The organism is Paraburkholderia graminis C4D1M (assembly GCF_000172415.1).
GTDB lineage: Bacteria > Pseudomonadota > Gammaproteobacteria > Burkholderiales > Burkholderiaceae > Paraburkholderia > Paraburkholderia graminis.
The window spans coordinates 152,624-179,534 of the sequence record NZ_ABLD01000010.1 but is presented as its reverse complement, the minus strand read 5'-3'; the positions used below and the strand labels follow the sequence as shown (position 1 = coordinate 179,534).

24 protein-coding genes are annotated in these 26,911 nt (G+C 62.9%); 5 read left to right on the top strand and 19 right to left on the bottom strand.

The window, feature by feature from the left end; translation table 11 throughout:
* The first annotated feature begins 116 nt into the window (after positions 1-116).
* A complete protein-coding gene (locus BGRAMDRAFT_RS18175; protein ID WP_006050266.1) occupies positions 117-1,049 on the top strand; it encodes an alpha/beta hydrolase in 933 nt (310 codons plus the stop codon).
* A 3-nt stretch (positions 1,050-1,052) separates the two neighbouring features.
* Here BGRAMDRAFT_RS18175 and BGRAMDRAFT_RS18170 read toward each other — a convergent pair whose 3' ends face one another.
* Entirely contained in the window at positions 1,053-1,853 is an 801-nt protein-coding gene (locus tag BGRAMDRAFT_RS18170; protein WP_006050265.1) for an enoyl-CoA hydratase, read from the bottom strand.
* A gap of 13 nt (positions 1,854-1,866) precedes the next feature.
* A complete protein-coding gene (locus tag BGRAMDRAFT_RS18165; RefSeq protein ID WP_006050264.1) occupies positions 1,867-2,790 on the bottom strand; it encodes a histone deacetylase family protein in 924 nt (307 codons plus the stop codon).
* Between the two features lie 313 nt (positions 2,791-3,103).
* Here BGRAMDRAFT_RS18165 and mltB point away from each other — a divergent pair, with 313 nt between their 5' ends.
* A complete protein-coding gene (mltB, locus tag BGRAMDRAFT_RS18160; protein WP_006050263.1) occupies positions 3,104-4,276 on the top strand; it encodes a lytic murein transglycosylase B in 1,173 nt (390 codons plus the stop codon).
* A gap of 139 nt (positions 4,277-4,415) precedes the next feature.
* Here the strand turns inward: mltB and cysM are convergent, their stop codons facing one another.
* The 17 genes from cysM to gyrA all read right to left on the bottom strand — a co-directional run bounded on the left by cysM (position 4,416) and on the right by gyrA (position 24,049).
* Positions 4,416-5,318: a cysteine synthase CysM gene (gene cysM / locus BGRAMDRAFT_RS18155; protein WP_006050262.1), complete on the bottom strand. Its 903-nt coding sequence runs from the start codon at positions 5,316-5,318 to the stop codon at positions 4,416-4,418.
* Positions 5,319-5,577: 259 nt separating this feature from the next.
* Positions 5,578-5,943 carry a ComEA family DNA-binding protein gene (locus BGRAMDRAFT_RS18150; RefSeq protein WP_006050261.1) on the bottom strand — a complete coding sequence of 122 codons (366 nt, stop codon included), beginning with the start codon at positions 5,941-5,943 and terminating at the stop codon, positions 5,578-5,580.
* A gap of 76 nt (positions 5,944-6,019) precedes the next feature.
* A complete protein-coding gene (gene rfaD / locus BGRAMDRAFT_RS18145; protein WP_006050260.1) occupies positions 6,020-7,012 on the bottom strand; it encodes an ADP-glyceromanno-heptose 6-epimerase in 993 nt (330 codons plus the stop codon).
* Between the two features lie 141 nt (positions 7,013-7,153).
* Positions 7,154-8,167: a D-glycero-beta-D-manno-heptose-7-phosphate kinase gene (gene rfaE1, locus BGRAMDRAFT_RS18140; RefSeq protein WP_006050259.1), complete on the bottom strand. Its 1,014-nt coding sequence runs from the start codon at positions 8,165-8,167 to the stop codon at positions 7,154-7,156.
* Positions 8,133-9,536: a UDP-glucose dehydrogenase family protein gene (locus BGRAMDRAFT_RS18135; protein WP_006050258.1), complete on the bottom strand. Its 1,404-nt coding sequence runs from the start codon at positions 9,534-9,536 to the stop codon at positions 8,133-8,135. Before BGRAMDRAFT_RS18135 ends, rfaE1 begins: the two co-directional genes overlap by 35 nt.
* Positions 9,537-9,604: 68 nt before the next feature.
* Positions 9,605-10,780, bottom strand: a complete 1,176-nt coding sequence (gene lapB / locus BGRAMDRAFT_RS18130) for a lipopolysaccharide assembly protein LapB (RefSeq protein WP_006050257.1) — start codon at positions 10,778-10,780, stop codon at positions 9,605-9,607.
* A 70-nt stretch (positions 10,781-10,850) separates the two neighbouring features.
* Positions 10,851-11,144 carry a LapA family protein gene (locus BGRAMDRAFT_RS18125; protein ID WP_029967902.1) on the bottom strand — a complete coding sequence of 98 codons (294 nt, stop codon included), beginning with the start codon at positions 11,142-11,144 and terminating at the stop codon, positions 10,851-10,853.
* Between the two features lie 382 nt (positions 11,145-11,526).
* Positions 11,527-11,850: an integration host factor subunit beta gene (locus BGRAMDRAFT_RS18120; RefSeq protein ID WP_006050255.1), complete on the bottom strand. Its 324-nt coding sequence runs from the start codon at positions 11,848-11,850 to the stop codon at positions 11,527-11,529.
* A 94-nt stretch (positions 11,851-11,944) separates the two neighbouring features.
* Positions 11,945-13,678 carry a 30S ribosomal protein S1 gene (rpsA, locus tag BGRAMDRAFT_RS18115; protein WP_006050254.1) on the bottom strand — a complete coding sequence of 578 codons (1,734 nt, stop codon included), beginning with the start codon at positions 13,676-13,678 and terminating at the stop codon, positions 11,945-11,947.
* 188 nt (positions 13,679-13,866) lie between these two features.
* On the bottom strand, positions 13,867-14,550 hold the full coding sequence (gene cmk, locus BGRAMDRAFT_RS18110) for a (d)CMP kinase (RefSeq protein WP_006050253.1): 684 nt from the start codon (positions 14,548-14,550) through the stop codon (positions 13,867-13,869).
* Between the two features lie 34 nt (positions 14,551-14,584).
* Positions 14,585-15,889 (bottom strand): 3-phosphoshikimate 1-carboxyvinyltransferase, encoded by a 1,305-nt coding sequence (aroA, locus tag BGRAMDRAFT_RS18105; RefSeq protein WP_006050252.1) that lies wholly within the window; start codon positions 15,887-15,889, stop codon positions 14,585-14,587.
* Between the two features lie 33 nt (positions 15,890-15,922).
* Positions 15,923-16,864: a prephenate dehydrogenase gene (locus BGRAMDRAFT_RS18100; protein WP_006050251.1), complete on the bottom strand. Its 942-nt coding sequence runs from the start codon at positions 16,862-16,864 to the stop codon at positions 15,923-15,925.
* Between the two features lie 51 nt (positions 16,865-16,915).
* A complete protein-coding gene (gene hisC / locus BGRAMDRAFT_RS18095; protein WP_006050250.1) occupies positions 16,916-18,028 on the bottom strand; it encodes a histidinol-phosphate transaminase in 1,113 nt (370 codons plus the stop codon).
* A gap of 87 nt (positions 18,029-18,115) precedes the next feature.
* On the bottom strand, positions 18,116-19,198 hold the full coding sequence (pheA, locus tag BGRAMDRAFT_RS18090) for a prephenate dehydratase (protein WP_006050249.1): 1,083 nt from the start codon (positions 19,196-19,198) through the stop codon (positions 18,116-18,118).
* Between the two features lie 75 nt (positions 19,199-19,273).
* Entirely contained in the window at positions 19,274-20,356 is a 1,083-nt protein-coding gene (gene serC / locus BGRAMDRAFT_RS18085) for a 3-phosphoserine/phosphohydroxythreonine transaminase (RefSeq protein WP_006050248.1), read from the bottom strand.
* 316 nt (positions 20,357-20,672) lie between these two features.
* Positions 20,673-21,275: a DUF2059 domain-containing protein gene (locus BGRAMDRAFT_RS18080; RefSeq protein WP_006050247.1), complete on the bottom strand. Its 603-nt coding sequence runs from the start codon at positions 21,273-21,275 to the stop codon at positions 20,673-20,675.
* Positions 21,276-21,394: 119 nt separating this feature from the next.
* The gene (gyrA, locus tag BGRAMDRAFT_RS18075; protein ID WP_232292291.1) at positions 21,395-24,049 is read right to left on the bottom strand and encodes a DNA gyrase subunit A; all 2,655 of its coding nucleotides are present in this window, start codon (positions 24,047-24,049) and stop codon (positions 21,395-21,397) included.
* Positions 24,050-24,536: 487 nt separating this feature from the next.
* Between gyrA and ompA the strand changes: the two genes are divergently transcribed.
* From ompA to gph, 3 genes are all read left to right on the top strand, one after another.
* Positions 24,537-25,184 (top strand): outer membrane protein OmpA, encoded by a 648-nt coding sequence (gene ompA / locus BGRAMDRAFT_RS18070; RefSeq protein WP_006050245.1) that lies wholly within the window; start codon positions 24,537-24,539, stop codon positions 25,182-25,184.
* 144 nt (positions 25,185-25,328) lie between these two features.
* On the top strand, positions 25,329-26,027 hold the full coding sequence (ubiG, locus tag BGRAMDRAFT_RS18065; RefSeq protein ID WP_006050244.1) for a bifunctional 2-polyprenyl-6-hydroxyphenol methylase/3-demethylubiquinol 3-O-methyltransferase UbiG: 699 nt from the start codon (positions 25,329-25,331) through the stop codon (positions 26,025-26,027).
* A 25-nt stretch (positions 26,028-26,052) separates the two neighbouring features.
* A complete protein-coding gene (gph, locus tag BGRAMDRAFT_RS18060; RefSeq protein ID WP_006050243.1) occupies positions 26,053-26,766 on the top strand; it encodes a phosphoglycolate phosphatase in 714 nt (237 codons plus the stop codon).
* The last annotated feature ends 145 nt before the right edge of the window (positions 26,767-26,911 follow it).

Below are 26,911 nucleotides of genomic sequence, written 5' to 3'. Positions count from 1 at the left end.
CAATTACGATCTTTTCATAACTGTTAGATATTAGAGGACGGACCCGCCGCCCATTTCCGCTGACGCGAGGGGCGACGGTCTATGATCGCGCGAACCCCAATTCACGGACGCGCGCCATGGAGACCTCGCAACAGCCCTTCGCCTCTGACGATGAAACCGGAGCAGACAGCGCGGAGCCGGTGCGCTCGACCGCCACCACGGCGGATGGCCTCGAACTGCCGCTATACCGTTGGCCAACCCGCGAAGCGCCGCGCGCGAGCATTGCGCTGATTCCCGGACTCGCCGAGCATGCGGGCCGCTATTCGGCGCTGGCCGCGCGGCTCAATGCAGCCGGGATCGAACTGCTGGCGATCGACTTGCGCGGTCACGGCCGCGCGCCCGGCAAGCGCGCCTACGTCGAACGATTCGACGATTACCTGCTGGATGCGCAGGCGTTGCTCGACGCCGCGGCGCGCACTGTGCGGACCGAGACGCCGCTGTTCCTGATGGGCCATAGCATGGGCGGCGCTATCGCCGCGCTCTACGCAATCGAGCGCGCCAGCGCCGCCTCGCAAGCAACAGGCAGCCGCGCCAATCTGAGCGGTCTGATCCTGTCGAGCCCCGCGCTCGCGCCTGGCCGCGACGTGCCGGGCTGGATGCTCGCGCTGAGCCAGGTTATCAGCCGCGTCTGGCCAGGCTTTCCGGCGATGAAAATCGACGCCGCCCTGCTGTCTCGGGTGCAATCCGTCGTGGACGCCAATCGCAGCGACCCGCTCGTGCATCACGCGGCGATTCCGGCGCGCACCGGCGCGGAACTGCTGCTCGCGATGGCGCGGATCGAACGCGGACGCGCGGGACTGCGTCTGCCGCTTCTCGTCTATCACGGCACCGCCGATAAACTCACGGAGCCCGAAGGCAGCCGCGCGTTCGGCGAGCACGCCGGCTCGCCGGACAAGACGCTCCGGCTATACGAATTGGGCTATCACGAGACGATGAACGATCTCGACCGCGATCGCGTGATCGGCGAACTGATCGAGTGGGTTCTTCAGCGCGCGCAGCGGGCGCTTTAACGCCTAGCGCTTCCAGTCAGGCGGGCGTTTGTCGATGAACGCCTGCACGCCCTCGAGCGCGGAGTCGTCCATCATGTTGCAGGCCATCGTCTGGCCCGCGAGTTGATACGCGGCCTCTATGCCCATTTCCAGTTGCCGGTAGAAGAGACCCTTGCCCGCGCTCACCGCTTCCACCGGTTTCGCGCAGATGCTGGTGGCAAGCCGCGCCACTTCCGCGTCGAGCGAGTCCAGCGGCACGACGCGATTGACGAGGCCCTGCTGCTTCGCCTCGGCGGCGTCGATGAAATCGCCGGTCAACAGCATTTCGAGCGCCGCCTTGCGCGACAGATTGCGCGACAGCGGCACCGACGGCGTCGCGCAAAAGAGCCCGAGATTCACGCCCGACACAGCGAAACGCGCGGTATCGGAAGCCACGGCGAGATCGCACATCGCGACGAGCTGGCAGCCCGCCGCCGTCGCGATGCCATGCACTCGCGCGATCACCGGCTGCGGCAAGCGCTGGATCGTCAGCATGAGTTTCGTGCAGCGGGCGAACAGCGCCTGGTAATACGCAAGCGACGGCGCCGCGCGCATTTCCTTCAGATCATGTCCCGCGCAGAACGCGCGCCCCGCGCCGGCGATCACGACCACGCGCGCCTCCGATCGCGCGACTTCGTTCAGCGCGTCCTGCAACGCGTCGAGCATGCCTTCGGAGAGCGCGTTGAAAGCGTCGGGCCGGTTCATCGTCAGACGCACGACGCCGGGTACGCCGTACGCGCCGGTTTCCGTCTCCACTAGCGAAGCGCTGCGTGCATCCTCGTTCATGGCTTGCTCTCCCTCAGATTTCGGCCAGCGCGCGCACGTGGGCAACCACGCTGCGCCCGAGCGCGGACAGGTTGTAGCCGCCTTCGAGACAACTCACGATCCGCCCGCTCGCATAGCGTTTCGCGACGTCGCGCATCTGCTCGGTAATCCACACGTAGTCGTCTTCGACGAGGCCCATGTTGCCGAGGTCGTCTTCGCGATGCGCGTCGAAGCCCGCGGAAATGAACAGCATCTCCGGCTTGAAGTCGTTCAGCCGCGGCAGCCACAGCATGTCCACCGCCTCGCGCACGGCCATGCCTTTCGAGCGCGCGGGCATCGGCACATTGCACATGTTGGGCGCCTGATTGTCCGCGCCCGTGAACGGATAGAACGGATGCTGGAAGATGCTGCACATCAGCACGCGCGGGTCGCCGGAAAACGCCGCTTCGGTGCCGTTGCCGTGATGCACGTCGAAGTCGATGATCGCAACGCGCTGCAAGCCGTGCACCTCGAGCGCATGACGCGCGGCGATGGCGACGTTGTTGAAGAAGCAGAAGCCCATTGCACGCGCCGGCTCGGCGTGATGGCCGGGCGGGCGCACGCTGCAAAAAGCGTTGTCGAAGCGGCCTTCGATGACCGCGTCGGTAGCGGCCACCGCCGCGCCGGCTGCGCGTAACGCTGCCTGCAAGGTGTGCGGGTTCATCGACGTGTCGGGGTCGATCTCGGCGCGGCCCTCGGCGGGCGAACAGCTACGGATGTAGTCGATGTGCGCCTGCGTATGCACGCGCAGCAGCGCCGCTTCGTCGGCGAGCGGCGGCGATTCGCGTTCGATCAACGCGTCGATGCGGCTCGCGATCAATTGATCTTCGATGGCCTGCAGCCGTGCGGGGCATTCGGGATGCCATTGCCCCATATCGTGCAGCAGACAGTCGGCGTGGGAATAGAAACCTGTTGCCATGATTCTTTTCTGCGGCGCAGCGCTGGCAGCGTGCGCGGCGTGTCTCCGTCCAGGGGCGCGCGCCCACGGCGCGCCAACATTCATGAAGTTACCACACGACGCAGCGATGACGCGTCGTTCCGCATCACGCCGCTGTGACGTGTCCGGCACAGTTTCGCAAGAGGCCTCGGGTATACTGCCCGTTCCGTTTTCCTCCCGTCTTTGTCCTTTCGCTCTGCGCCCCCAGCTCACTATGACCGTCAAGCTTGCTCTGTCTGCACGAAACCGGCTCAGCATCCGAACCATCGCCGCCGCACTCTCCACCGCATCGTGCATGTTCATGGCAACCACTCCGGCTCTCGCGCAGAGCACCGGCAAAAAACCGCCCGTACTTGTCGCTCAGGCGCAGCCGCAAACCGCCGTTCCGCAAGGGCAAACGTTTGAGGAAGAAATTATTCCGCAGCGTTACGCGAACAACGCGAATGTCGATGCGTTCATCAACGACATGGCGGCGCGCTACGATTTCGACGAAGCGGCGCTGCATTCGCTGTTCGCCGGCGTCAGCTATTCGGCGACCGCGGTGAAGCTGGTAACGCCGTCGCCGTCGGCCGCGGTGAAAAACTGGCGCGTGTACCAGTCGCGCTTTCTCGATCAGATCCGCATCAACGCCGGCATCCGTTTCTGGCGCGCGAATCGGGCCACGCTGCAGCGCGCGTATGAAGAGTTCGGCGTGCCGCCGGAAGTGATCGTCGGCATTCTCGGCGTGGAGACGATTTACGGGCGTTTCATGGGCAACTTCCGCGTGCTCGACGCACTGACCACGCTCAGTTTCGATTACCCGAATACACCGAATCGCGCGGACCGCCAGGCGACCTTCCGCAAGAATCTCGAAGACTACCTGGTGTGGACGCGGGATTCGCAGATCGATCCGAGCACGGTGCTCGGCTCGTACACCGGCGCGATCGGCATTCCGCAATTTCTGCCGAGCAGCATCGTGCAGTATGCGGTCAGCTACGATGGCCACAAGGACATCGACCTGCGCACGAGCCAGGCCGATGCAATCGGCAGCGTCGCCAACTATCTGCGCAAGAACGGCTGGGAAAACGGCCGGCCGGTCGTGTGGAAGATCGGTAGCGATGCGGGCAGCCTCGGCGTCGCGCAAGCAGCCGCCGACGGCGCGCCGGAACCGCATTGGCCGCTCGACCAGTTGTTGCGCGCCGGGCTCGTGCTCAATGAGCCGAACGTGAATATCTCTTCCGAAGTGGCAACGCCGGTTACGGTGGTCGACCTGCCCTCGCCCGGACGCGGCACGGAATACATGCTGGGCCTGAAGAACTTCTATGTGCTGACGCGCTATAACCGCAGCTTCTTTTATGCGCTCGCGGTTTATCAGTTGGGGCAGCGCATCAAGTCGCAGATGGAAGCGAGCGACGGCGGCAATGCCAACGGAAATTCCAACGGCAATTCCGTCGATAACGCGGCGCCGGCGAGCGACGCTTCGCAATGACACCATGCAACGCGAGGCGCGCTGTCTGAGCGCTTCGCATGTGATGTGATGGAAAAGAAAAAAGCGCCGGCAGGCGCTTTTTTCTTTGTCCGCAAGCAGCAAGGCGCCGAACGCCGCCAGCCGCACCCGTATTGCCGCCTTACGCCGGAAACACGCCCGTCGACAAATAACGGTCGCCGCGATCGCAGACGATAAACACGATGGTCGCGTTCTCGACTTGCCGCGCGACGCGCAACGCGACTTCGCACGCGCCGCCCGACGAAATGCCCGCGAAGATCCCTTCCACCGATGCAAGCCGCCGGGCCATTGCCTCGGCTGCCGCCTGGCTCACGTTCTCGACGCGATCCACGCGGCTGCGGTCGAAAATTTTCGGCAGATACGCTTCCGGCCATTTGCGGATGCCTGGAATGCGCGAACCTTCCTCCGGCTGCGCGCCGATAATCTCGATTGCCTGGTTCTGCTGCTTCAGATACGTGGACACGCCCATGATCGTGCCGGTCGTCCCCATCGACGAAACGAAGTGGGTGATGCGCCCTTCGGTATCGCGCCAGATTTCGGGGCCCGTGCCTTCGACGTGCGACGCCGGATTGTCCGGGTTCGCGAACTGATCGAGGATGATGCCCTTGCCGTCGCGCTGCATCTGTTCGGCGAGATCGCGCGCGTACTCCATGCCGCCCGTGACCGGCGTGAGGATGATTTGCGCGCCATACGCGGCCATGCTCTGACGGCGCTCCACCGACAGGTCTTCCGGCATGATCAGCACCATCTTGTAGCCGCGGATCGCCGCGGCCATCGCGAGTGCGATGCCGGTGTTGCCGCTCGTCGATTCGATCAGCGTGTCGCCCGGTTTGATACGGCCGCGCGCTTCCGCTTTCTTGATCATCGACAACGCCGGGCGGTCCTTCACCGAGCCGGCGGGATTGTTGCCCTCGAGCTTGGCGAGCACCACGTTATTGCGGCTGCGGATCTCGTCGTCGGTGAGCCGGACGAGTTGCACGAGCGGCGTATTGCCGATCGTGTCTTCAATTGTTTTGTAAGCCATATCGGTTCAGGTGCTGTCGATGCGCGGAGTCTCAATCCATCGATTCTAAACCACGGTGCCCGCCGCTGCCGCGCGGCCCTTCTCGCCGCATGGATGCACGCCGCGCGCACGCAAAAAACCCGCGGCTGAGTACCGCGGGAGCCAGTCATGCGAATGACAGCTTAAGGAGCGGCATTGCCGGCTCCAACCATGAAGGACAACGATGGCGAATCGCGCGCGGCTACACGCGCCGCGCGCGACCCCGCGTCAGGCTGTCAGGCTATTTCTTCACCGCCACGGTAGCGCCGCCTTTCGGCGTATTGGCCGCAACGGCCGCGCCCTTGTTCTGTGAAGACGCCGCAACCTGCGGGCCAGCAGCCGCGCCAGCCGGACCGACAGCGAGACCCTCCGCCTGCAGGCGCTCGACGGTATGCCCGCCCATGCCCTTGACGCGCTTGCCGAGGTCGGCCGGGTCCTTGAACGGACCATGTGCGGCGCGCTCTTCGAGAATGGCTTTCGCTTTGGCAGGACCGATGCCTTTGACGCCGCGCAGCGCGTCCTCGTTAGCCGTGTTGACGTCAACCGACGCATACGCGTGGCCGAAAGCGGCGAGCATGGCCGCGGTAACCAGAATTTTTCGAAACATATGGAATCTCCCTTGTACAACCGGTCGGCGACATCACCAACCGGGAGATTCCAGTTTAAACAGGTATCCGAACTATTTACACCTGGCCGAATAGCCAACGTACGTATCGGTCGACACCTTCCTGCACGCTCAGAAACGGCGCATCATAGCCGGCCGCGCGCAGCTTCGACTGATCCGCCTGCGTGAAGCACTGATACTTGCCGCGCAATGCGTCGGGGAACGGAATGTATTCGATCAGGCCGCGCTGCACCTGGTCGGCGAGCGACAGCGGCGGCTCGTTGTTCAGCGCGCGCAAGGTATTAACGACCGTGCTCGCGATGTCGTTGAACGGCTGCGCGCGTCCGCTGCCCAGATTGAAGATGCCCGACTTGTCCGGGTTGTCGAAGAAGAACAGGTTGACCTTGACCACGTCTTCCACCGAGACGAAATCGCGCGTCTGCTCGCCTGCGGCATAGCCGTTGTATTCGCCGAACAGCTTGACCTTGCCCTCGGCGCGGAACTGGTTGAAGTTGTGAAACGCCACCGACGCCATGCGCGCCTTATGCGTTTCGCGCGGACCGTAGACGTTGAAATAGCGAAAGCCCGCGATCTGGCTTTTCGCGGTGGGCAGCACGCGGCGGATCACCTGGTCGAACAGGAACTTCGAATAGCCGTACACGTTCAGCGGCTGCTCGACTTCGCGTTCTTCGACGAAACGGCTCGAGCCGCCATACGTTGCCGCCGACGACGCGTACAGGAACTGGATGTTCTGCGCGAGGCACACGTCGAGCACGTCGCGGCTGTAGCGGAAGTTGTTGTCCATCATGTAGCGGCCGTCGGTTTCCATCGTGTCCGAACAGGCGCCTTCGTGGAAGATCGCGCGCACTTTGCCGAAGTCGCCGCGCTTGAAGCGCTCGACGAATTCGGTCTTATCCAGATAGTCGTCGATTTCGCAGTCGACCAGATTCTTGAACTTGTCGGCGCGCGTCAGATTGTCGACGGCGATGATGCGTTGTTCGCCGCGCTCGTTGAGCGCTTTCACGAGGTTGCTGCCGATAAAGCCGGCCGCGCCGGTGACGATGAGAGTCATGATGGTCCCGCGGTAATGAGCCTTGTGTAGGATCGAAGCGGGCGACGAGACGCCGGCTTCGATCGGCAGGTCTGGTTGGCGTTCCGCCGATCCTTCTTGCGCGCTGCCGTCGGCTTGCGGTGCAGGATCGGGCGGGCCGCGTCAGTGAAAGAGTTCGTCGTAGTCGACGGTGGCCGTGCCTAGCTTACCGACCACGATGCCGGCTGCGCGATTGGCGAGACCGACTGCTTCGACCAGCGTGAGACCCGCGCCCAGCATGGCCGCGAGCGTCGCGATCACGGTGTCGCCCGCGCCCGAAACATCATACACTTCGCGCGCGACGGCCGATGCGTGCAGGATGCCGTCGTCGGAGAAGAGCGTCATGCCTTCTTCCGAACGCGTGAGCAACAGCGCCTTGAACTGCAGATCCGCGCGCAGTTTGTTCACGCGCTCGATCAGGTCTTCTTCGGACTTCCACTGGCCGACCACCTCGCGCAACTCCGCGCGATTCGGCGTGATGAGCGTGGCGCCGCGATAACGCTCCCAGTCGTCGCCCTTCGGATCGACCAGCACAGGCTTGCCCGCGGCATGCGCTCTCGCGATCATCTGCGTGACGTGCGTGAGCCCGCCCTTCGCGTAATCGGACATCAGGATCACGTCGTGCGCGGGCAGCAATTCGTCGAAGCGCGCGAGGCTTGCAAGCAGCACCTCGTGCGCCGGCGAGTTCTCGAAATCGACACGCAGCAACTGCTGTTGACGCGACAGCACGCGCAGCTTGATCGTCGTGAGCAGCGCGGGGTCGCGTTCCAGATGCGGATTCACGCCGCTCTCGCCGAGCAACTGCACGATGCGCTCGCCGGGCTCGTCGTGTCCGACGACGCACAGCAGGCCCGCTTGCGCACCGAGCGCCGCCGCATTGCGCGCGACGTTGGCCGCGCCGCCGAGGCGGTCTTCCTGGCGCTGCACGTGCACGACCGGCACCGGTGCTTCCGGCGAGATGCGATTGACGTCGCCGAACCAATAGCGATCGAGCATCACGTCGCCGACGACAAGCACGCGCGCGGCCGCGAGTTGCGCGCGCGGCACCACCGTCAGTGCCGGCGACGGCGACGGCGATGGTGTGATGGAGCCGGGCCGCGCCTCAGACATCGGTCGCAAGTTCAGTGGGTTGGGCATAGGGGCGTCCAATCGAGTGATAGTCGATGCCGAGTTCGTTCATCGCATCCGGCTCGTACAGATTGCGGCCGTCGAAAATGACCGGCGACTTCAGCACCGATTTCAGATGCACGAAGTCCGGGCTCTTGAACTCCTTCCATTCGGTGACGATCACGAGTGCGTCCGCGTTCGTGAGCGTTTCGTCCTGCGTGCTCGTGAACGTGAGACGCGCGAGCTGGTCGGGCGCGTCGTGCAGATCCATCGCGAAGACGCGGCGGGCTTCGGTCACGGCCACCGGATCGTACGCGCGCACCTGCGCGCCGCGCGCGAGAAGCTCGGCGATCACGCGACGGCTCGGCGCTTCGCGCATGTCGTCGGTATTCGGCTTGAACGCGAGGCCCCAGACGGCGAACGTGCGGCCGGCCAGATCGTTGCCCCACTTGTGCGTGATCTTCTGCACGAGCACGTCTTTCTGCTTGTCGTTCACTTCCTCGACGGCTTCGAGAATGCGCAGATTGTGGCCCTCTTCGCTCGCGGTGCGGATCAACGCCTGCACGTCTTTCGGGAAGCACGAGCCGCCGTAGCCGCAGCCGGCGTACAGAAAGTGATAGCCGATACGCGGATCGGAGCCGATGCCGCGGCGCACCGCCTCGATGTCGGCGCCGACGCGGTCCGCGAGATTCGACATTTCGTTCATGAACGAGATACGCGTGGCCAGCATCGCGTTGGCCGCGTATTTCGTGAATTCGGCCGAGCGCACGTCCATGTAGAGCGTGCGTTCGTGGTTGCGATTGAACGGCGCGTAGAGGCGCTTCATCAGTTCGCGCGCGCGCTGGCCGGCCTGGTCTTCGTCGCTGCCGAGCACGATGCGGTCGGGCCGCATGAAGTCGTCCACCGCCGCGCCTTCCTTCAGAAACTCGGGATTCGACACGACCGAGAAGCGATGCTTTTCGCTGCCCGCGAGCCCGCGCTTCGCGAGCTCTTCTTCGACGACCGCGCGCACGCGCTGCGCGGTGCCGACCGGCACCGTCGACTTATCGACGATCACCTTGAAGCCGTTCATTGTGCGGCCGATATTGCGCGCCGCTTCGAGCACGTATTGCAGATCCGCCGAGCCGTCTTCGTCGGGCGGCGTGCCTACCGCGATGAACTGCACGTCGCCGTGTGCCACGCTCGCCTCGATGTCCGTCGAAAACGTGATGCGCCCGGCCGCGCGCGTGCGCGCGATGATTTCCTGCAGGCCCGGCTCGTGGATCGGCACGCCACCGTTGTTGAGGATTTCGATCTTGCGCGGATCGACGTCGAGACAGAAGACGTCGTTGCCGATTTCAGCGAGACATGCGCCCGTGACGAGGCCCACATAGCCAGTGCCGATAATGGTGATTTTCATACGCTTTCCGGTTGAAAGTTCCGGTGATGATCCCGGTCATGAACACGCTGCCGAAGCCGCGGACGACCTCAGTTCGACGCAGTGATCGGCTCGACCCGGCGCGGCGCGTAGGTTTCCCAACCGCTGCAGCCGGGACACTGCCAGTAGAAAAGCCGCGCCCTGAAACCGCAATTCTGGCACGTATAGCGCGGCAGATTCTTGGTGCGCTGGCGGATCAGCGTGCGCATCAGTTCGAGCTCGCTGCGCCGCGGCTCTTCCGCGACAGCCTGCTGCGCCTCGAGCAGGCGCGTCATGCCGGCGAGATTCGGCGACTTCTGCATCTGCGAACGGGCCAGCGCGTGCGCGGCGTCCGGCCCGCGCAACGACGCGACGTGCTGATAGGCGACGTCGAGCAGATCGTTGCTCGGATAGCGGTCAACCCACGTGGTGAGCAGATCGGCGCCTTCCTGCGCGCGGCCGAGCGCTTCATAGGCCTTCATCAGCTTTTCGGCGACGAGCGGCAGATACGCCGGATTCTGCTCCTCGACGCGCCGCCATTGCGCGATCGCGGCTTCCTGCGCGCCGCCGGCTGCGTCGACATCGCCGAACAGAATCGTGGCGCGCACGTTGCCGGGGTTCGCCTTCAGCGCGAAGCCGAGTTGACGGCGCGCTTCGTCGGGCTTCTGGTGTTGCAGCGCTTCCTGCGCGAGCTCGCAATGGAACTGCGCGATTTCCTTGTCCAGCGACTCCGCGCCCATCGTTTCGAGATGCCGGGCGGTGTCGATCGACTTGATCCAGTCCTTCTCGATTTCGTAGATGGTGAGGAGCGCACGCTGCGCGCCCAACGCGTAGTCGCCGGTTTCGAGCGAACGGAAGGTTTCTTCCGCGCGGTCCAGCAGACCGGCCTTCAGGAAGTCCTGCCCGAGTTCGAACAGCGCGTGATCGCGCTCACTGACCGGCAGATCGGCGCGGCTGAGAAGATTCTGATGCACGCGTATCGCGCGATCCGTCTCGCCGCGGCGGCGGAACAGGTTGCCGAGCGCGAAATGCAATTCGACGGTTTCGGGATCGAGCTTGACGACTTCGATAAACGCGTCGATCGCCTGGTCCGGCTGCTCGTTGAGCAGGAAGTTGAGGCCGCGGAAATAGGAACGCGGCAGATTGGCGCTTTCTGACAGCAGCGTCTTGAGGTCGTAGCGCGCAGCCATCCAGCCGAACGCGAAAGCGACGGGAATGACGAGCAGCCACCAGAAGTCTAGATCCATGCGATGAATGCAAATGAGCCGGAAGGCGGGAACGGGATGCCGCGCACGGGGCGCGCGGCGAACGGCACAATCAGATCAACGGCGGCATGGGCGGCTGTTCAACAACCACCGGCGCCTCGCGAGCCACCCGCAACTCGCGCTTCAAGCGGCCGTTTTCCATGCGGAGGCGGACCACAGCCGGCATCGACGAAACAAGGCCGGCGACAAGCCCGACCGCGAAAAACGCGAGGCCGATCAGGATGAGCGGTGCCGACCAGGCGTAACCCGCGAGGAAATTCAGCGTAGCGGGTTGTGTATTGGAGAGTGCCAACACGAGCAGCAGCACGAACACCAGTACACGGATCAGCCAGACGATAAATTTCATGAATAGATCTCTTGACGGCAGTTGCGGGGTGACGCCGGCCTGATGACGCGTCGCGCCACGGTATTTGCCCGCGCCGAAGTGACCCGTATTGTAATTGAAGCCCTCGCGGCTGGGCAGGAACTGGCGGATCGCCGGCTTACAGAATGTGCCGGCGAAACGCGATGCGAAATGCGGCTGGGAGCGGGACAGGAAGCTGGAGTAAAAGCGCGGCTCGCCGGAAGCGCGGTTTCGAGCGCGACTGATAGCGCGGCTCGGGGCGCCGTTAGTGGAGTACATGCCTGCGTGTCGACAAAGCGCACGGGCAAAAAAAAAGCGCCTAAAGGCGCTTTTTCTGGTCTTTTGCCGACCGCTGCAGAGTGCATACCGCGCACAGAGCGGTCTTTTACAGATCGTCATCCGGCTCTTCGGCCTTCAACGGCTCGCCCGCGCGACGATCGACCCGCTCACGCAACTCCTTGCCCGGCTTGAAATGCGGTACGTACTTCTCAGGCACCAGCACTTTTTCGCCCGACTTCGGATTGCGCCCGACGCGGGAAGGACGGCGGTTCAGGCCAAAGCTGCCGAAACCTCGAATTTCGATGCGGTGACCTTTGGCAAGCGCCTCAGACATCGCATCGAGCATCGTCTTGACCGCGAAATCCGCATCTTTCAATACAAGTTGCGGAAAACGCGTAGCCAGTTGGGCGACCAATTCCGATTTGGTCATACTGCAGCAGACCTCTCAAGAAAACGCCGAGCCACCCCCAAGACTTCCCCGTTGGGGAACCTGCCGCGAACGGCAGGCTGGGGGCGTTCCTCAATTACTGGTTCTGGCCGTCGAGCTTGGCCTTCAGCAGCGCGCCGAGGTTCGTCGTGCCGGTAGCAGCCGCGCTGGAATCCGACGAAGCCAGGCCGCGGATCGCTTCCTGTTGCTCAGCCGAGTCCTTCGCCTTGATCGACAGGTTGATGCCACGCGACTTTCGATCGATGTTGATGATCATCGCGTTGACCTTGTCGCCTTCCTTCAGCACGTTGCGAGCATCTTCCACGCGGTCTTGTGCGATTTCCGAAGCGCGCAGGTAGCCTTCGACTTCCGTCGACAACTGAACCACTGCACCCTTCGCGTCCACCGTCTTGACCACGCCGTCGACGATCGAACCCTTGTCGTTCATTGCAACGAAGTTGCTGAACGGGTCGCCTTCGAGCTGCTTGATACCCAGCGAAATGCGTTCCTTCTCGACGTCGATGCCGAGAACAATCGCTTCCACTTCGTCGCCCTTCTTGTACTTGCGAACGGCTTCTTCGCCCGTTTCCGACCACGACAGGTCCGACAGGTGAACCAGACCGTCGATGCCGCCCGGCAGACCGATGAAGACGCCGAAGTCGGTGATCGACTTGATTGCGCCTTGCAGCTTGTCGCCCTTCTTGAAGTTGCGGCTGAAGTCGTCCCACGGGTTCGGCTTGCACTGCTTCATGCCGAGGCTGATACGGCGGCGGTCTTCGTCGATTTCGAGAACCATGACTTCGACTTCATCGCCCAGTTGCACAACCTTCGACGGTGCAACGTTCTTGTTCGTCCAGTCCATTTCCGACACGTGGACGAGGCCTTCGATGCCCGATTCCACTTCGACGAATGCGCCGTAGTCGGTGATGTTGGTGACCTTACCGAACAGACGCGTGCCCGACGGGTAACGGCGCGAGATGCCTTCCCACGGATCGTCGCCCAGTTGCTTGATACCGAGCGAAACGCGGTTCTTTTCCTGGTCGAACTTGAGGATCTTCGCGGTAACTTCCTGGCCAACCGACAGCACTTCGCTCGGGTGACGCACGCGACGCCATGCGATGTCGGTGATGTGCAGCAGGCCGTCGATACCGCCGAGGTCCACGAACGCGCCGTAGTCGGTGATGTTCTTGACCACGCCTTCCACGATCGCGCCTTCCTTCAGCGTTTCGAGCAGCTTCGCGCGCTCTTCGCCCTGGGTTGCTTCGATCACGGCGCGGCGCGACAGCACGACGTTGTTACGCTTGCGGTCGAGCTTGATGACGCGGAATTCCAGCGTCTTGCCTTCGTACGGGGTCGTGTCCTTGACCGGACGCGTGTCGACCAGCGAACCCGGCAGGAACGCGCGGATGCCGTTGACCATCACGGTCATGCCGCCCTTGACCTTGCCCGTGATCGTGCCGGTCACGAGTTCGTTGTTGTCGAGAGCCTTTTCCAGCGACAGCCACGAAGCCAGACGCTTCGCCTTGTCGCGCGACAGGATCGTGTCGCCATAGCCGTTTTCCAGCGCGTCGATCGCGACGGAAACGAAGTCGCCCGCCTGCACTTCTACCTCGCCCGCGTCATTCAGGAACTCTTCGAGCGGGATGTAGGCTTCGGACTTGAGACCAGCGTTGACGACCACGAAGTTGTGGTCGACACGCACGACTTCGGCGGAGATCACTTCGCCGGCGCGCATGTCTTGCTTGGTCAGCGACTCTTCGAACAGAGCCGCAAAAGATTCGGTATTCGGGGTAGAGGTTTGCAGGTCGGACATAAAAATCGAAATTTGCATGGTTCTCGCGCTGCCCGGCTGGCCGGACGGTCAGCAACTACGGCAAGAATGCGAATGCCACGCGGGGTTAAAGGGTTAATACAACGCTTCGCGACCATCGCGAAGCACCAGCAATCAATGAAACTACGACCGCGGCCGCCTGTTCGGCGAGAGCCATGCTTCATGGCAGCCATGCGTCAGGCAATCAATCACGCATGGACCAGGGCTTCGTACCATTGCACCACCTGCTCGACCGCCTGATCGACCGACAAGGCGGACGTGTCGAGCAGTTTTGCATCCGCTGCGGGCTTAAGCGGCGCGGCTGAGCGCTGACTGTCGCGCTCGTCACGCTCGCGCAAATCCCGGAGCAAGTCATCAATATTAGCAGAAAAGCCTTTTTGTATCAATTGCTTATGCCGCCGCGCCGCGCGGGCCTCCACGCTGGCGGTCATGAACACCTTCAGAACGGCGTCCTGGAAGATGACGGTGCCCATGTCGCGACCGTCCGCGACCAGCCCCGGTTCCTTACGAAAAGCCCGTTGGCGCGCCACCAGAGCGGCGCGCACCGGCGCGTGCACGGCGATCGCCGACGCACGGCTGCCGACTTCCTCCGCGCGAATTTCCGCCGAGACATCGACACCGTCGAGTTGCGCCAAACCCTCGCGAAACGTGATATGCAGGTCGTCGATCAGCTTTACAAGCGCGTCGACGTCGTCTGCCGCGACGTTGTAGCGGATGCTCGCGAGCGCCGCGAGCCGGTACAGCGCGCCGCTGTCGAGCAGGTGAAAGCCGAGGCTCGCGGCGACCAGCGCGGCCACGGTGCCTTTGCCGGAGGCACTGGGGCCGTCGATTGTAATGACGGGCGTCTGGTGAAAGGGACGGATCGGTTTCATCGAAAAGGTCGCACGTCAGGCGATTCGTAGCGAATCAAGGGTGAGTGAGCGCGGTGAAGCGCTCGAAATAATCGGGGAATGTCTTGGCGACGCACTTCGGGTCGTTGATCCGCACCGGCACGCCGCCCAGGCTCACGAGCGAAAAACACATCGCCATGCGGTGATCGTCGTACGTGTCGATCGACGCGTTCGGGATCAGCTTTTCAGGCGGCGTGACCATCAGGAAGTCTTCGCCCTCCTCGACTTTTGCGCCGACCTTGCGAAGTTCCGTCGCCATGGCCGCGATCCGGTCGGTCTCTTTCACGCGCCAGCTCGCGATGTTGCGCAGCGTGGTCGTACCGTCGGCGAACAGCGCGGCGACCGCGATAGTCATCGCGGCGTCCGGAATCAGGTTGAAGTCCATGTCGATCGGGTCGAGCTTGCCGTGGTCGGTGCCGACGCCGCGCACTTCGATCCAGTCGTCGCCCATTTGCAGGTTCGCGCCCATTCTGATGAGCGCGTCCGCGAAGCCGACGTCGCCCTGAATGCTCGAACGGCCGACGCCTTCGACTTTCACCGGCCCGCCGCCGAGCGCTCCGGCCGCGAGCAGATAAGACGCCGACGACGCATCGCCTTCCACCATGATCGTGCCCGGCGACTGATAGCGCTGTCCTGCCGGCACGACGAACTGATGCCAGCCATTGCGCTCAACGTCGATGCCGAAACGCGCCATCAGCTTGATCGTGATCTCGATATAGGGCTTCGAGATCAGTTCGCCGTCTACCTGAACGGTGGTCACGCCGCTTGCGGTGCGCACGAGCGGCAGCGTCATCAGAAGCGACGTGAGGAATTGACTCGAGACGTCGCCGCGCACGCGGATCGGCGCCTCGGCGGAAATCTGCCCGGGGCGGATGCGCAGCGGCGGATAGCCCTCGTTTTCCTCGTAGTCGATTCTCGCGCCGATCTGCCGCAGCCCGTCGACGAGATCGCCGATCGGCCGCTCGTGCATGCGCGGCACGCCGTGGATGCGGTAATTGCCGCCATTCACGGCGAGCGCCGCCGTCAGCGGGCGAACCGCCGTGCCGGCGTTGCCGAGAAAGAGATCGGCCGTGCGCGCGGTGAACGCGCCGCGCGTGCCGGTCACGACGCACGTATCGCCTTCGCGCTTCAGACGCACGCCGAGTTTCTCGAGCGCGTCGAGCATGACGCGCGTGTCGTCGGAATCGAGCAGGTTCGTGATCGTCGTTTCGCCTTCGGCGAGCGCGGCGAGCAGCAGCACCCGGTTCGAAATGCTTTTCGAGCCAGGCAGACGAACCGTGCCGGACGCACGAGAAAATGGTCCGAGATCGAGGAATTCCATGATTGAGTCCAGTTTCCGGTTATTTCGACGCGGCTATTTCGATGCGTCGCCTTGCGCGGCGCCGCCCGCGCGTTGTTCCTGCCACTCTGTGCGCGCCACGCGCGAGCGCGCGAATACGGCTTCGAGCGCCGCGCCGTCGCCAGCTTCAATTGCGGTGCGCAGCCGCGCGAGCACCGCCGTGTAGGCGTCGAGTTCGTCGAGCAGTGCGGCGCGATTCGCGACGCAGACGTCGCGCCACATTTCGGGACTCGACGCCGCAATGCGCGTGAAGTCGCGAAAACCGCCCGCGGCAAAAGAAAACTTCAACGCGGCATCGGGCGAATTCAGAATCTGCTCGACGAGCGCGAACGACAACACATGCGGCAAATGACTGACCGACGCAAACACCTGGTCGTGCTGGCCGGGCGCCATGTCGCGCACGAGTGCGCCGGTCGCGCGCCACATCGCCGCCACACGCTCGACGGTATGCGGTGCATTTTCCGGCAACGGACACAGCACGACATTGCGGCCGACGTACAGGTCGGGCAACGCGGCCTCGACGCCGCTCGACTCGCGGCCGGCGATTGGATGCCCCGGCACGAACTGCCCGATGCGCGCACCGAGCGCGGCACGAGCCGCGGCCACGACGTCGGACTTGGTGCTACCGGCATCGGTCACGATGGTGTTCGCGTCGAGAAACGGCGCGATGCGCTCGAGCAGCGGCTGGGTCTGCGCGACGGGCGCTGCGAGCAGCACGAGGTCAGCGCCAGCAAGCGCGTTGCGCAACGCCGCGTCGTCGTTTAATGCGGCGGCGCCGTCGATCACGCCCAGTTCCAGCGCACGCGCGCTCGACGCAGCCGAACGGCCCACACCGATTACCGTGCGCGCCCCGTCGGCTTCGCCGCGCTCGCGCAGCGCGCGCGCAAGCGATCCGCCGATCAGGCCGACACCGAAAATCACCAGCTTGTCAAAAGAAAACGCGGCCACGTCGGTCACACAAAAAGCGCGCCGCTCATATAGACGGGCGCGCGGGTCAGAATTCGCCGCCTAGACGGTGGCGAGGGTTTTTTCGAGCGCGGCGATGAACGCTTCGTTTTCTTGCGGCAGCCCGATGGTCACGCGCAGCCACTGCGGCAAACCGTAGTTCCCGACTGGACGCACGATCACGCCCTGCTTCAGCAATTCGAGATTCACGCGATTGCCCGCCGCGTCGTCGTTGCCGACGCGCACCAGCACGAAGTTGCCGTCAGACGGCACGTATTCGAGGCCGAGTTTGTCGAACGCTTCTGTCAGACGACGATAGCCCTGCGCGTTCAGCGCCGCGGTCTTTTCGAGGAACGCCTGGTCGTTGAGCGCGGCAATCGCCGCAGCTTGCGCGAGCGTGTTCACATTGAACGGCTGGCGCAGACGGTTCAACAGATCGGTCAACTCGGGCTGCGCGATCGCGAAGCCGACGCGCAAGCCTGCAAGGCCGAACGCCTTCGAGAACGTACGCGACACCAGCAGGTTCGGATATCGGCGCACCCACTCGATCGAGTCGTAGCGCTTTTCTGCCGGCAGATATTCCGTGTACGCCTCGTCCAGCACCACGGCCACGTGGCGCGGCACCTTGTCGAGAAACGCTTCGAGCTTCGGACCTTCGATAAATGTGCCGGTCGGGTTATTCGGATTGGCGACGAAAATCAAACGGGTGTCGTCGGTGATCGCGGCGAGCATCGCGTCCAGATCGTGGCCGTACTTGACGGCCGGCACGACGATCGCGCGCGCGCCAAGACCCTGCGTGGCAAGCGCATAGACCGCGAACGAGTACTGCGCGTAAATAATCGCCTGGCCTTTTTCGACGAACGCGTGCGCGGCAATTTCGAGAATGTCGTTGCTGCCGTTGCCGAGCGTGATCCAGTCCGACGGCACGCCGTAGCGCTCGCTCAACGCGGTCTTCAGTTCGAACGCGTTCGCATCGGGATAGCGGCCCAACTCGCTCGCCGCCTGCGCCATCGCGCGTTGAGCCGACTCGGGCATGCCGAGCGGATTCTCGTTCGACGCCAGTTTCACGATCTTCGCTTCGTCCAGCCCGAACTCGCGCGCGACTTCCGAAATCGGCTTGCCGGCGATGTAAGGCGCTATGGCGCGCACGTAAGAAGGACCGAAGGACGTTGTCATGAAATCTCCGAACGATTATTGGAAAAGTCGCGGCGAGCGCGTCGGCATACTGCCTGACTCGCGCTTGCCCGCCGCGTGGCAGTGTTGTTAGCGGGCGCGCGGATACGAGCCCAGAATCTTCAGGAATGCTGCCTTCTCACCGAGCTCGGTCAGCGCGGCGGCCACTGCGGGATCGTCGCGATGGCCTTCGACGTCGATGTAGAAGTAGTACTCCCACGTGCCCACGCGCGCGGGCCGCGATTCGAAGCGCGTCATCGACACGCTATGGCGCGCGAGCGGCTCCAGCAGCTTGAATACCGCGCCCGGCTCGTTCGGCACCGACACGATCAGCGACGTCTGGTCATTGCCGCTCGCGCCGGTGCGCTCCTTGCCGATCATGACGAAGCGCGTGCGGTTGTGCGGATCGTCCTGAATCAGCGCGTAGGCGACCTGCAAACCGTAGTGAGTCGCCGCGCGATCGCCGGCGATGGCCGCGACGCTCGGATCTTCCGCCGCCATGCGCGCCGCTTCCGCGTTGCTCGATACCGCCTGGCGTTCCAGATGCGGCGCATTCGTCGCGAGCCAGCGCTGACATTGGGCGAGCGCCTGCGCGTGCGCGCAAACGCGCGTGACGCCGGTCAGGCCGCCGTTCAGCGTCAGCAGATTGTGATGAATCGGCAACGCAAGTTCGCCGCCGATGGTCAGTTGCGTTTGCAACAGCAGATCGAGCGTGCGCGACACCGCGCCTTCGGTCGAATTCTCGACGGGCACGACGCCGAATTCGGCAGCGCCCGCCTCGACGGAGCGGAATACTTCGTCGATGGACGGGCATGGCAGACCCTCGATCGACTGGCCGAAGTACTCGTGCATGGCCTGCTCGCTGTACGTGCCGACCGGCCCGAGATACGCCGCCTTGATGGTCTTTTCGAGCGCGCGGCTGGCGGCCATGATCTCGCGCCAGATTGCGCTGATGTGCTCGCTCGCGAGCGGCCCTTCGCTCATGTCCTGCAGACGCGCGATCACCTGCTGTTCGCGCTCGGGCCGAAACACCGGCGCGTTGAAATGCTTCTTGACCTCGCCCACTTCCAGCGCCACCGCGGCGCGCTGATTGAGAAGCGCGATCAACTGCGCGTCGAGCGCGTCGATGCGTTCGCGAAGCGGCTTGAGTCGATTATTGAGTTCGTCGTCCATGCGTGAAAACGGTCCTGCCGGTAGCTGCTGCAAAAATGCATGCTGAAAGGATACGCGCGCCGAATGCCGAAGCACTCAGGCGCTGTGGCGTTCGAATTCCTTCATGTATTCGACAAGCGCTTTGACGCCTTCGAGCGGGACCGCGTTATAAATCGACGCCCGCATGCCGCCGACGGACTTGTGGCCCTTGAGCTGCACCATTCCCCGCGCTTTCGCGCCGGCAAGGAAATCTTCGTTGCGCGACTCGTCGGCGAGGAAAAACGGTACGTTCATCCGCGAGCGCGAGCCACGCTCGACCTTGTTCAGATAGAAGCTGCTCGAGTCGATTGCGTCGTACAACAGCTTCGACTTTTCGACATTGCGCGCTTCCATCGCAGCGAGGCCGCCCTGCTTTTTCAACCATTTGAACACGAGCCCCGCGATGTAGATCGCGTAGGTGGGCGGCGTGTTGTACATCGAATTGTTTTCGGCGACCGTCTTCCATTCGAACGCCGACGGGCAGATGGGCATGGCGCGCTCCAGCATGTCCTCGCGCACGATCACCACCGTGACGCCGGCCATGCCGATGTTCTTCTGCGCGCCGCCGAACAGCACGCCGTATTTGGCGATGTCCATGGGACGCGACAGGATGTGCGACGACGCGTCCGCCACTAGCGGGATGTTGCCGAGGTCGGGAATCTCGAATGTCTCGACGCCGTGGATCGTCTCGTTCGTGCACAGATGCACATAAGCCGGGTCGTCCGACAATTGCCACTCGGAAAATGCCGGCGCGCGCGTGAAGCCGTCCGCCGTCTGGCCGCTCGCGGCGACGTGCACGGTGCCGTATTTCTGCGCTTCCTTGAAGGACTTTTGCGACCACGACCCGGTGACGACGAAATCGGCGCGCGGCTTGGAGCCAAGCAGGTTCATCGGCACGATCGCGTTTTCGCCGAGACCGCCGCCTTGCAGAAACAGAATCCGATGGCTCGCCGGCACGGCCAGCAATTCGCGCAGATCGACGAGCGCTTCCTCGTGGATCGACATGAATTCTTTCCCGCGATGGCTCATTTCCATCACGCTCATGCCGCTGCCTTGCCAGTCGAGCATCTCGTCGGCTGCCTGACGCAGCACTTCTTCGGGCATGGCCGCGGGGCCGGCGGAGAAATTAAAGACGCGCATCGTGAGATCCTGAAAGCGGTGCGAACACGAAAAGCCGGGGCGCTGGTCGGCGAATCGGCGAGTCGGTCGCCGCGAAAACAAACTACCGGAAAGTGACTACATCTATTGGCCGGCGGGAATCGCGGTACTGGACCGCTGCAGCCTGGCAGACCGCTGCAGCGCGGACATTTCCCGCCGAAAAAAGTAATGGCCGTTTGCGCACTCGCGCAAACGGCCATTATCGCATTGTCCCCGCTAACCCGCCAAACGCGGCGGCCTGGAATCAGACCGCCGGGCGACGCGCTAGCGCAGTATCAGTGCAGCTTTCGCGTCGGGCTTACTTAGCCGGCTTGACCGAAGCGACTTCCTTGTCAGCCTGGTCGCGCGTTGCCTTGATCGATTGCGGCATGTACTTCTGCATCAAGCCATTGACGACGTCGCGGCCAACCTGGTCTTGAACCTGGATGAACTTGCGGCCGGTCGGGCTCTTGTAGAACGAAGTCAGATCCTTGATTTCCGACGTGCTGTAGTACTTCGCGTACGCGTCGTACTGAGCTTGCATTGCGTCCTGGCGGAAGCTGTCCGTCGCGAACACCTGGCCCGCGCCGTCAACCAGCTTCGGCACTGCATTCTTTTGCAGCGTCGGGACGGAAGCCTGCTTCTGCTTGTCCGTCAGCGTCTTGTTTTCGCTCAGCGCGTCCGACAGGATTGCCGGAACCAGCTGCTTTGCCTGCATTTGCGCGCTATTGCCAATTGCGCCGACGAGCTTTTGCGCGTCGATTGCGTCCAGCAGGTCCTTGATGGCAGCCTGCTTGGCCGGATCAACCGGTGCTGCAGCAGCAGCCGGAGCCGACGAACCCGGGCTCTGGAGTGCTTGAGCCATGGCAAAGGTCGGCACGAGGGCAGCCAGCAACATCAGTTGTTTGAATCGTTTTTGCATCATTACTCCCTAATAGAAATTAACTTGAACTGCCAGCCGCGCAAGAAGCGTGTCGGCCCGACACGCTATATGTCCTGCGGAGCTTTCAATCAGTCACCGGGCGTGAAGCGAAAGCACGGTCAGCGGATCCAAGTGGGATCAAGCCGCGCCGCCGTCTTCCCCGCCGTTACCACCTTCAGCAGGACCTTCGGCGTCACCTTCGACATCGCCTTCCGCTCCGCCTCGGCAACCTGTTGCAGACCTGAAAGCTTGGTGCCTTCGTCAAGGCTGATGAGTGTAACACCTTGAGTTGCACGGCCCATTTCTCGAATTTCCGACACGCGCGTACGGATCAGAACGCCCGTGGTCGTGATCAGCATGATCTGCGCTTCCTGGTCGACCAGCGTGGCCGCGACGACCCTGCCGTTGCGCTCGGACGTCTGGATTGCGATCATGCCCTTCGTGCCGCGGCCGTGACGGGTGTACTCGGTGATCGGCGTGCGCTTGCCGAAGCCGTTTTCCGTTGCGGTGAGCACCGACTGCTGCTCGTCGCCCGCCACCAGCAACGCAATCACGTTCTGGCCTTCGTCGAGTTGCATGCCGCGCACGCCGCGCGCCTCGCGGCCCATCGGCCGCACGTCGTTTTCGTCGAAGCGAACTGCCTTGCCCGAATCCGAGAACAGCATCACGTCGTGCTGACCGTCTGTGATGGCGGCGCCGATCAGGTAGTCCCCGTCATCCAGACCGACCGCAATAATACCCTTGCGCAACGGCCGGCTGAAGGCTTCCAGCGGCGTCTTCTTTACTGTTCCTAACGCGGTCGCCATAAAGACGAACTTGTCTGCGGAAAATTCCTTAACCGGCAGCACAACATTGATCTTCTCGCCGTCTTGCAGCGGGAACATGTTGACGATCGGGCGGCCGCGAGAATTGCGCGAGCCCTGCGGCACTTCGTAGACCTTGACCCAGTACACGCGGCCGCGGTTCGAGAAGCACAGGATGTGATCGTGCGTGTTCGCGATGAAGAGCGTGTCGATCCAGTCGTCTTCCTTCATGGAAGTCGCCTGTTTGCCGCGACCGCCGCGCTTCTGCGCGCGATATTCCGACAACGGCTGCGATTTCACGTAGCCCGCATGCGACATGGTCACGACCATTTCTTGCGGCGTAATCAGGTCTTCGGTGTTCAGCTCGGTGGCGTTCAGTTCGATCTTCGAGCGACGCGCGTCGCCGAATTCCGACTTGATCGACGTCAGTTCGTCGACGATGATCGCCGTAATGCGTTCCGGGCGAGCCAGAATGTCCAGCAGGTCGGCGATCTGCGCCATCACGTCGCGGTACTCGCCAATGATCTTGTCCTGCTCGAGACCCGTCAGGCGTTGCAGACGCATCTGCAGAATTTCCTGAGCCTGGGTGTCGGACAAACGGTAAAGGCCGTCGGCCTGCATACCGAAAGACGGATTCAATCCGTCAGGGCGATAGGCTTCGCGGCCACCCGCCGACGCGTTTTCCTGCTCCGCGCGCGACAACATCTCACGAACCAGCGACGAATCCCACGGACGCGCCATCAATTCCTGCTTGGCGATGGGCGGAGTCGGCGCGGCTTTGATAATCGCGATGAACTCGTCGATATTGGCGAGCGCAACGGCCAGACCTTCGAGCACGTGACCGCGCTCACGCGCCTTGCGCAGTTCGTATACCGTGCGCCGCGTCAGCACTTCCCGGCGATGCGACAGGAAGCACGACAACATCTCCTTCAGGTTCAGCAGCTTCGGCTGGCCGTCGACCAGCGCGACCATGTTCATGCCGAAGGTGTCCTGGAGCTGGGTCGCCTTGTACAGATTGTTGAGAACGACTTCAGGCACTTCGCCGCGCTTCAGCTCGATCACGACGCGCATGCCGCTCTTGTCGGACTCGTCGCGGATGTCGGAAATGCCTTCGAGCTTCTTCTCGTTGACCAGTTCGGCGATACGCTCGAGCAGCGAGCGCTTGTTCACCTGATACGGCAATTCGTCGACGATGATCGCCATGCGCTGGCCGCGATCGATTTCCTCGAAGTGCGTGAGCGCGCGCATCACCACGCGGCCGCGGCCGGTGCGATAGCCGTCGCGCACGCCCGCCACGCCGTAGATGATGCCGGCGGTCGGGAAATCGGGCGCCGGAACGATCTCGATCAACTCGTCGATCGTGGCTTCGGGATTCTTGAGCAGGTGCTGGCACGCGTCGACAACCTCATTGAGGTTGTGCGGCGGAATATTCGTCGCCATGCCGACCGCGATGCCGGACGAACCGTTGATCAGCAGATTGGGAATGCGCGCCGGCAGAATGGCCGGCTCGTTTTCGCTGCCGTCGTAGTTCGGCGTGAAGTCGACCGTTTCCTTGTCGATGTCGGCGAGCAGCTCGTGGCCGATCTTCGCCATGCGGATTTCGGTGTAACGCATGGCCGCGGCGTTGTCGCCGTCGACGGAACCGAAGTTGCCCTGGCCGTCCACCAGCATGTAGCGCAGCGAAAAGTCCTGCGCCATGCGGACGATGGTGTCGTAAACAGCCGTGTCGCCGTGCGGGTGGTACTTACCGATGACGTCACCGACAATACGCGCCGACTTCTTGTACGCGCGGTTCCAGTCGTTGTTCAGTTCGTGCATCGCGTACAGCACGCGCCGGTGCACCGGCTTCAGGCCATCGCGAACATCGGGAAGCGCACGCCCTACGATCACGCTCATCGCGTAATCGAGATACGAACGGCGCATTTCCTCCTCGAGGGAGATTGGCAGAGTCTCTTTGGCGAATTGATCCATTATCCGTATCTTTTACGTGCGAAGGCGGCGAGAATCCGGCGCCCTCGCGTAAGCATTGCAGGCGCAATGCATCACGCGATTCTAACATGCCGGGAATCCGCGCCCGACCACGTCACGTCACCCGACGTATACCTATTAGCAAGCCGTCCCGAAAAAGTTCCGCGCGGCACTTCTTTTGGGCGGATCAGGCTCGATTCATGCGTGGGGCAATTCGCCGCCGAGCCATGACTGGCGGGACGCTGCGGGCGATTGCTTCTGTTGCGCATGCACCACAATTGGAAGGCGATTTGATCGGGGGCGGATTTTTTTATCGTCGGAAGGGAACGATATGGCAAAATGCCAACGCACAAAGAGTCAGACGCTGCTCGAAGTCTACACACAACGTTTTTTGTTCCGCACCAATGTTATACTTCGAGCAATGTATGACTTGTCTTCGTCAACAGGCTCGCAGTAAACCTGCGGTAATCTCAATTTCGAGAGGAGAAATATGAATAAACTTTCAAAGCTCGCGTTCATTGCAGCTACCGCGGTTATGGCTGCATCCGCCATGGCACAGTCGGTGCCGGCGTCGCGACAAGCTACCAATGACAACTGGGTGAATGGTACTGGCGAATACGTGTGGATGAACGGCACGAACGAGCTTTGCTGGCGCGATGCATTCTGGACGCCGGCAACGGCTAACGCAAAGTGCGACGGCGCACTGGTTGCCCAGGCTCCGACGCCGCCGGCTCCGGTCGCACCGGCACCGGCCATCACCAGCCAGAAGATCACCTATCAAGCTGACGCGCTGTTCGACTTTGACAAGGCTGTCCTGAAGCCGGCTGGCAAGGAAAAGCTGGACGATCTGGCATCGAAGATTCAAGGCCTGAACCTCGAAGTCGTCGTGGCAACGGGTTACACGGACCGCATCGGTTCGGACAAGTACAACGACCGTCTGTCGCTGCGTCGCGCTCAAGCTGTGAAGGCGTACCTGGTCAGCAAGGGCATCGAATCCAACCGTATCTACACGGAAGGCAAGGGCAAGCGCAACCCGGTCACGACCGGCTGCAACCAGAAGAACCGCAAGCAACTGATCGCCTGCCTCGCACCGGATCGTCGCGTGGAAGTCGAAGTTGTCGGTACTTCGAAGCAGTAAGCTGCAAAATACGCAGTATCAAAAGCCCCGCTTCGGCGGGGCTTTTTTATTGCCGGCGGCATTTTGCCGCTCCGGTCCGTCGCCTATATACTCCGGGTTTATCCTCGAGCGCCCGCTCACCGCTCTCATCGAGGCAGCTTTGCCATGACCAACGCCGATCCCCACGAACTGCAGAAATTCAGCGACCTCGCACATCGTTGGTGGGACCCGAACGCCGAATTCAAACCGCTGCACGAACTCAACCCCGTCCGTCTGAACTGGATCGACGCCCACGCGCATCTGGCCGGCAAGCACGTGCTGGACATCGGCTGCGGCGGGGGCATCCTGTCGGAATCCATGGCAGGCCTCGGCGCGCACGTCAAAGGCATTGACCTGTCGAGCGAGGCACTCGGTGTCGCGGATCTTCACAGCCTTGAAAGTGGTGTAACCGTAAGTTACGAGGAAATCGCGGCGGAGGCGTTGGCCGCCCGCGAACCGGGCACCTACGACGTCGTCACCTGCATGGAAATGCTCGAGCACGTACCGCAGCCGTCGGCGATAGTCGAGGCGTGCAAGACGCTCGTCAAACCGGGCGGCTGGGTGTTCTTCTCTACGCTCAATCGCAACGTGAAGTCGTACCTGTTCGCCGTGATCGGCGCCGAATACATTGCGCGGATGCTGCCCAAGGGCACGCACGACTACGCGCGGTTCATTCGCCCGTCGGAGCTCGCCGGTTTCGTGCGCGCGGCGGGGCTGCGTACGGCGGACATCAAGGGTATCGTGTACCACCCGCTCAGCAAGCACTTCGCACTGTCCGCCGACACGAGCGTGAACTACATGCTCGCCTGCCGCCGCGACGCGTGATCCCCCACTGCCGACAAGAAAATCAATGAGCGATCCCACGCCCCTGCCCCAGCGCGAAGACAACGAAGATTCGCTCGGTCTTTGCCAAGCCGTGCTGTTCGACCTCGATGGCACGCTGGCCGACACGGCGCCCGACCTGGCCGCCGCCGTCAACAAGATGCGTCACGATCGCGGACTGGAAATGGTGCCGCTCGAAAAGCTGCGCCCGCTGGCGTCGGCCGGCGCGCGCGGGCTGATCTGCGGCGGGTTCGGCATTGGGCCGGACGACCACGAGTTTGCGTCGATGCGCGAGGAGTTTCTCGCCAACTACGAAGCCGACCTGTGCATCGAGACCACGCTGTTTCCCGGCATTCCCGAATTGCTCGACGAACTCGACGCGCGCGGCGTGCGCTGGGGCATCGTCACGAACAAGGTCGCGCGGCTGACGGAACCGCTGGTCGCCCAACTTGGTCTGGAGGAGCGCGCAGGCTGCGTGGTGAGCGGCGACACGACGCCTCACTCGAAGCCCCACCCCGCGCCGCTGCTGTACGCGGCAAGGGCGCTCGATGTGGCGCCGGAGCGCATTGTCTACGTCGGCGACGATCTGCGCGACGTGCAGGCGGGCTTCGCTGCCGGCATGAAGACCGTGGCCGCGGCATACGGCTATTGCGGCGACGACATCCCGCCCACGCAATGGCATGCGCAGCACGTTGTGCAGTCGCCAGCCGAGTTGCAGCGGCTGTTGCGCGATATCGGCTAACAACCCAATCGATGTGCGGCGCGGGTGGCCGTTACGCGCGGCTCGAACGGCACAGAAACGTCCCAGAAACGCGCCGAAAGCAAGCCGAGACACGGCCGTCAAATTATTGTAAAATCTACTTTGGCTCAACGTTCCGAGCAACGAA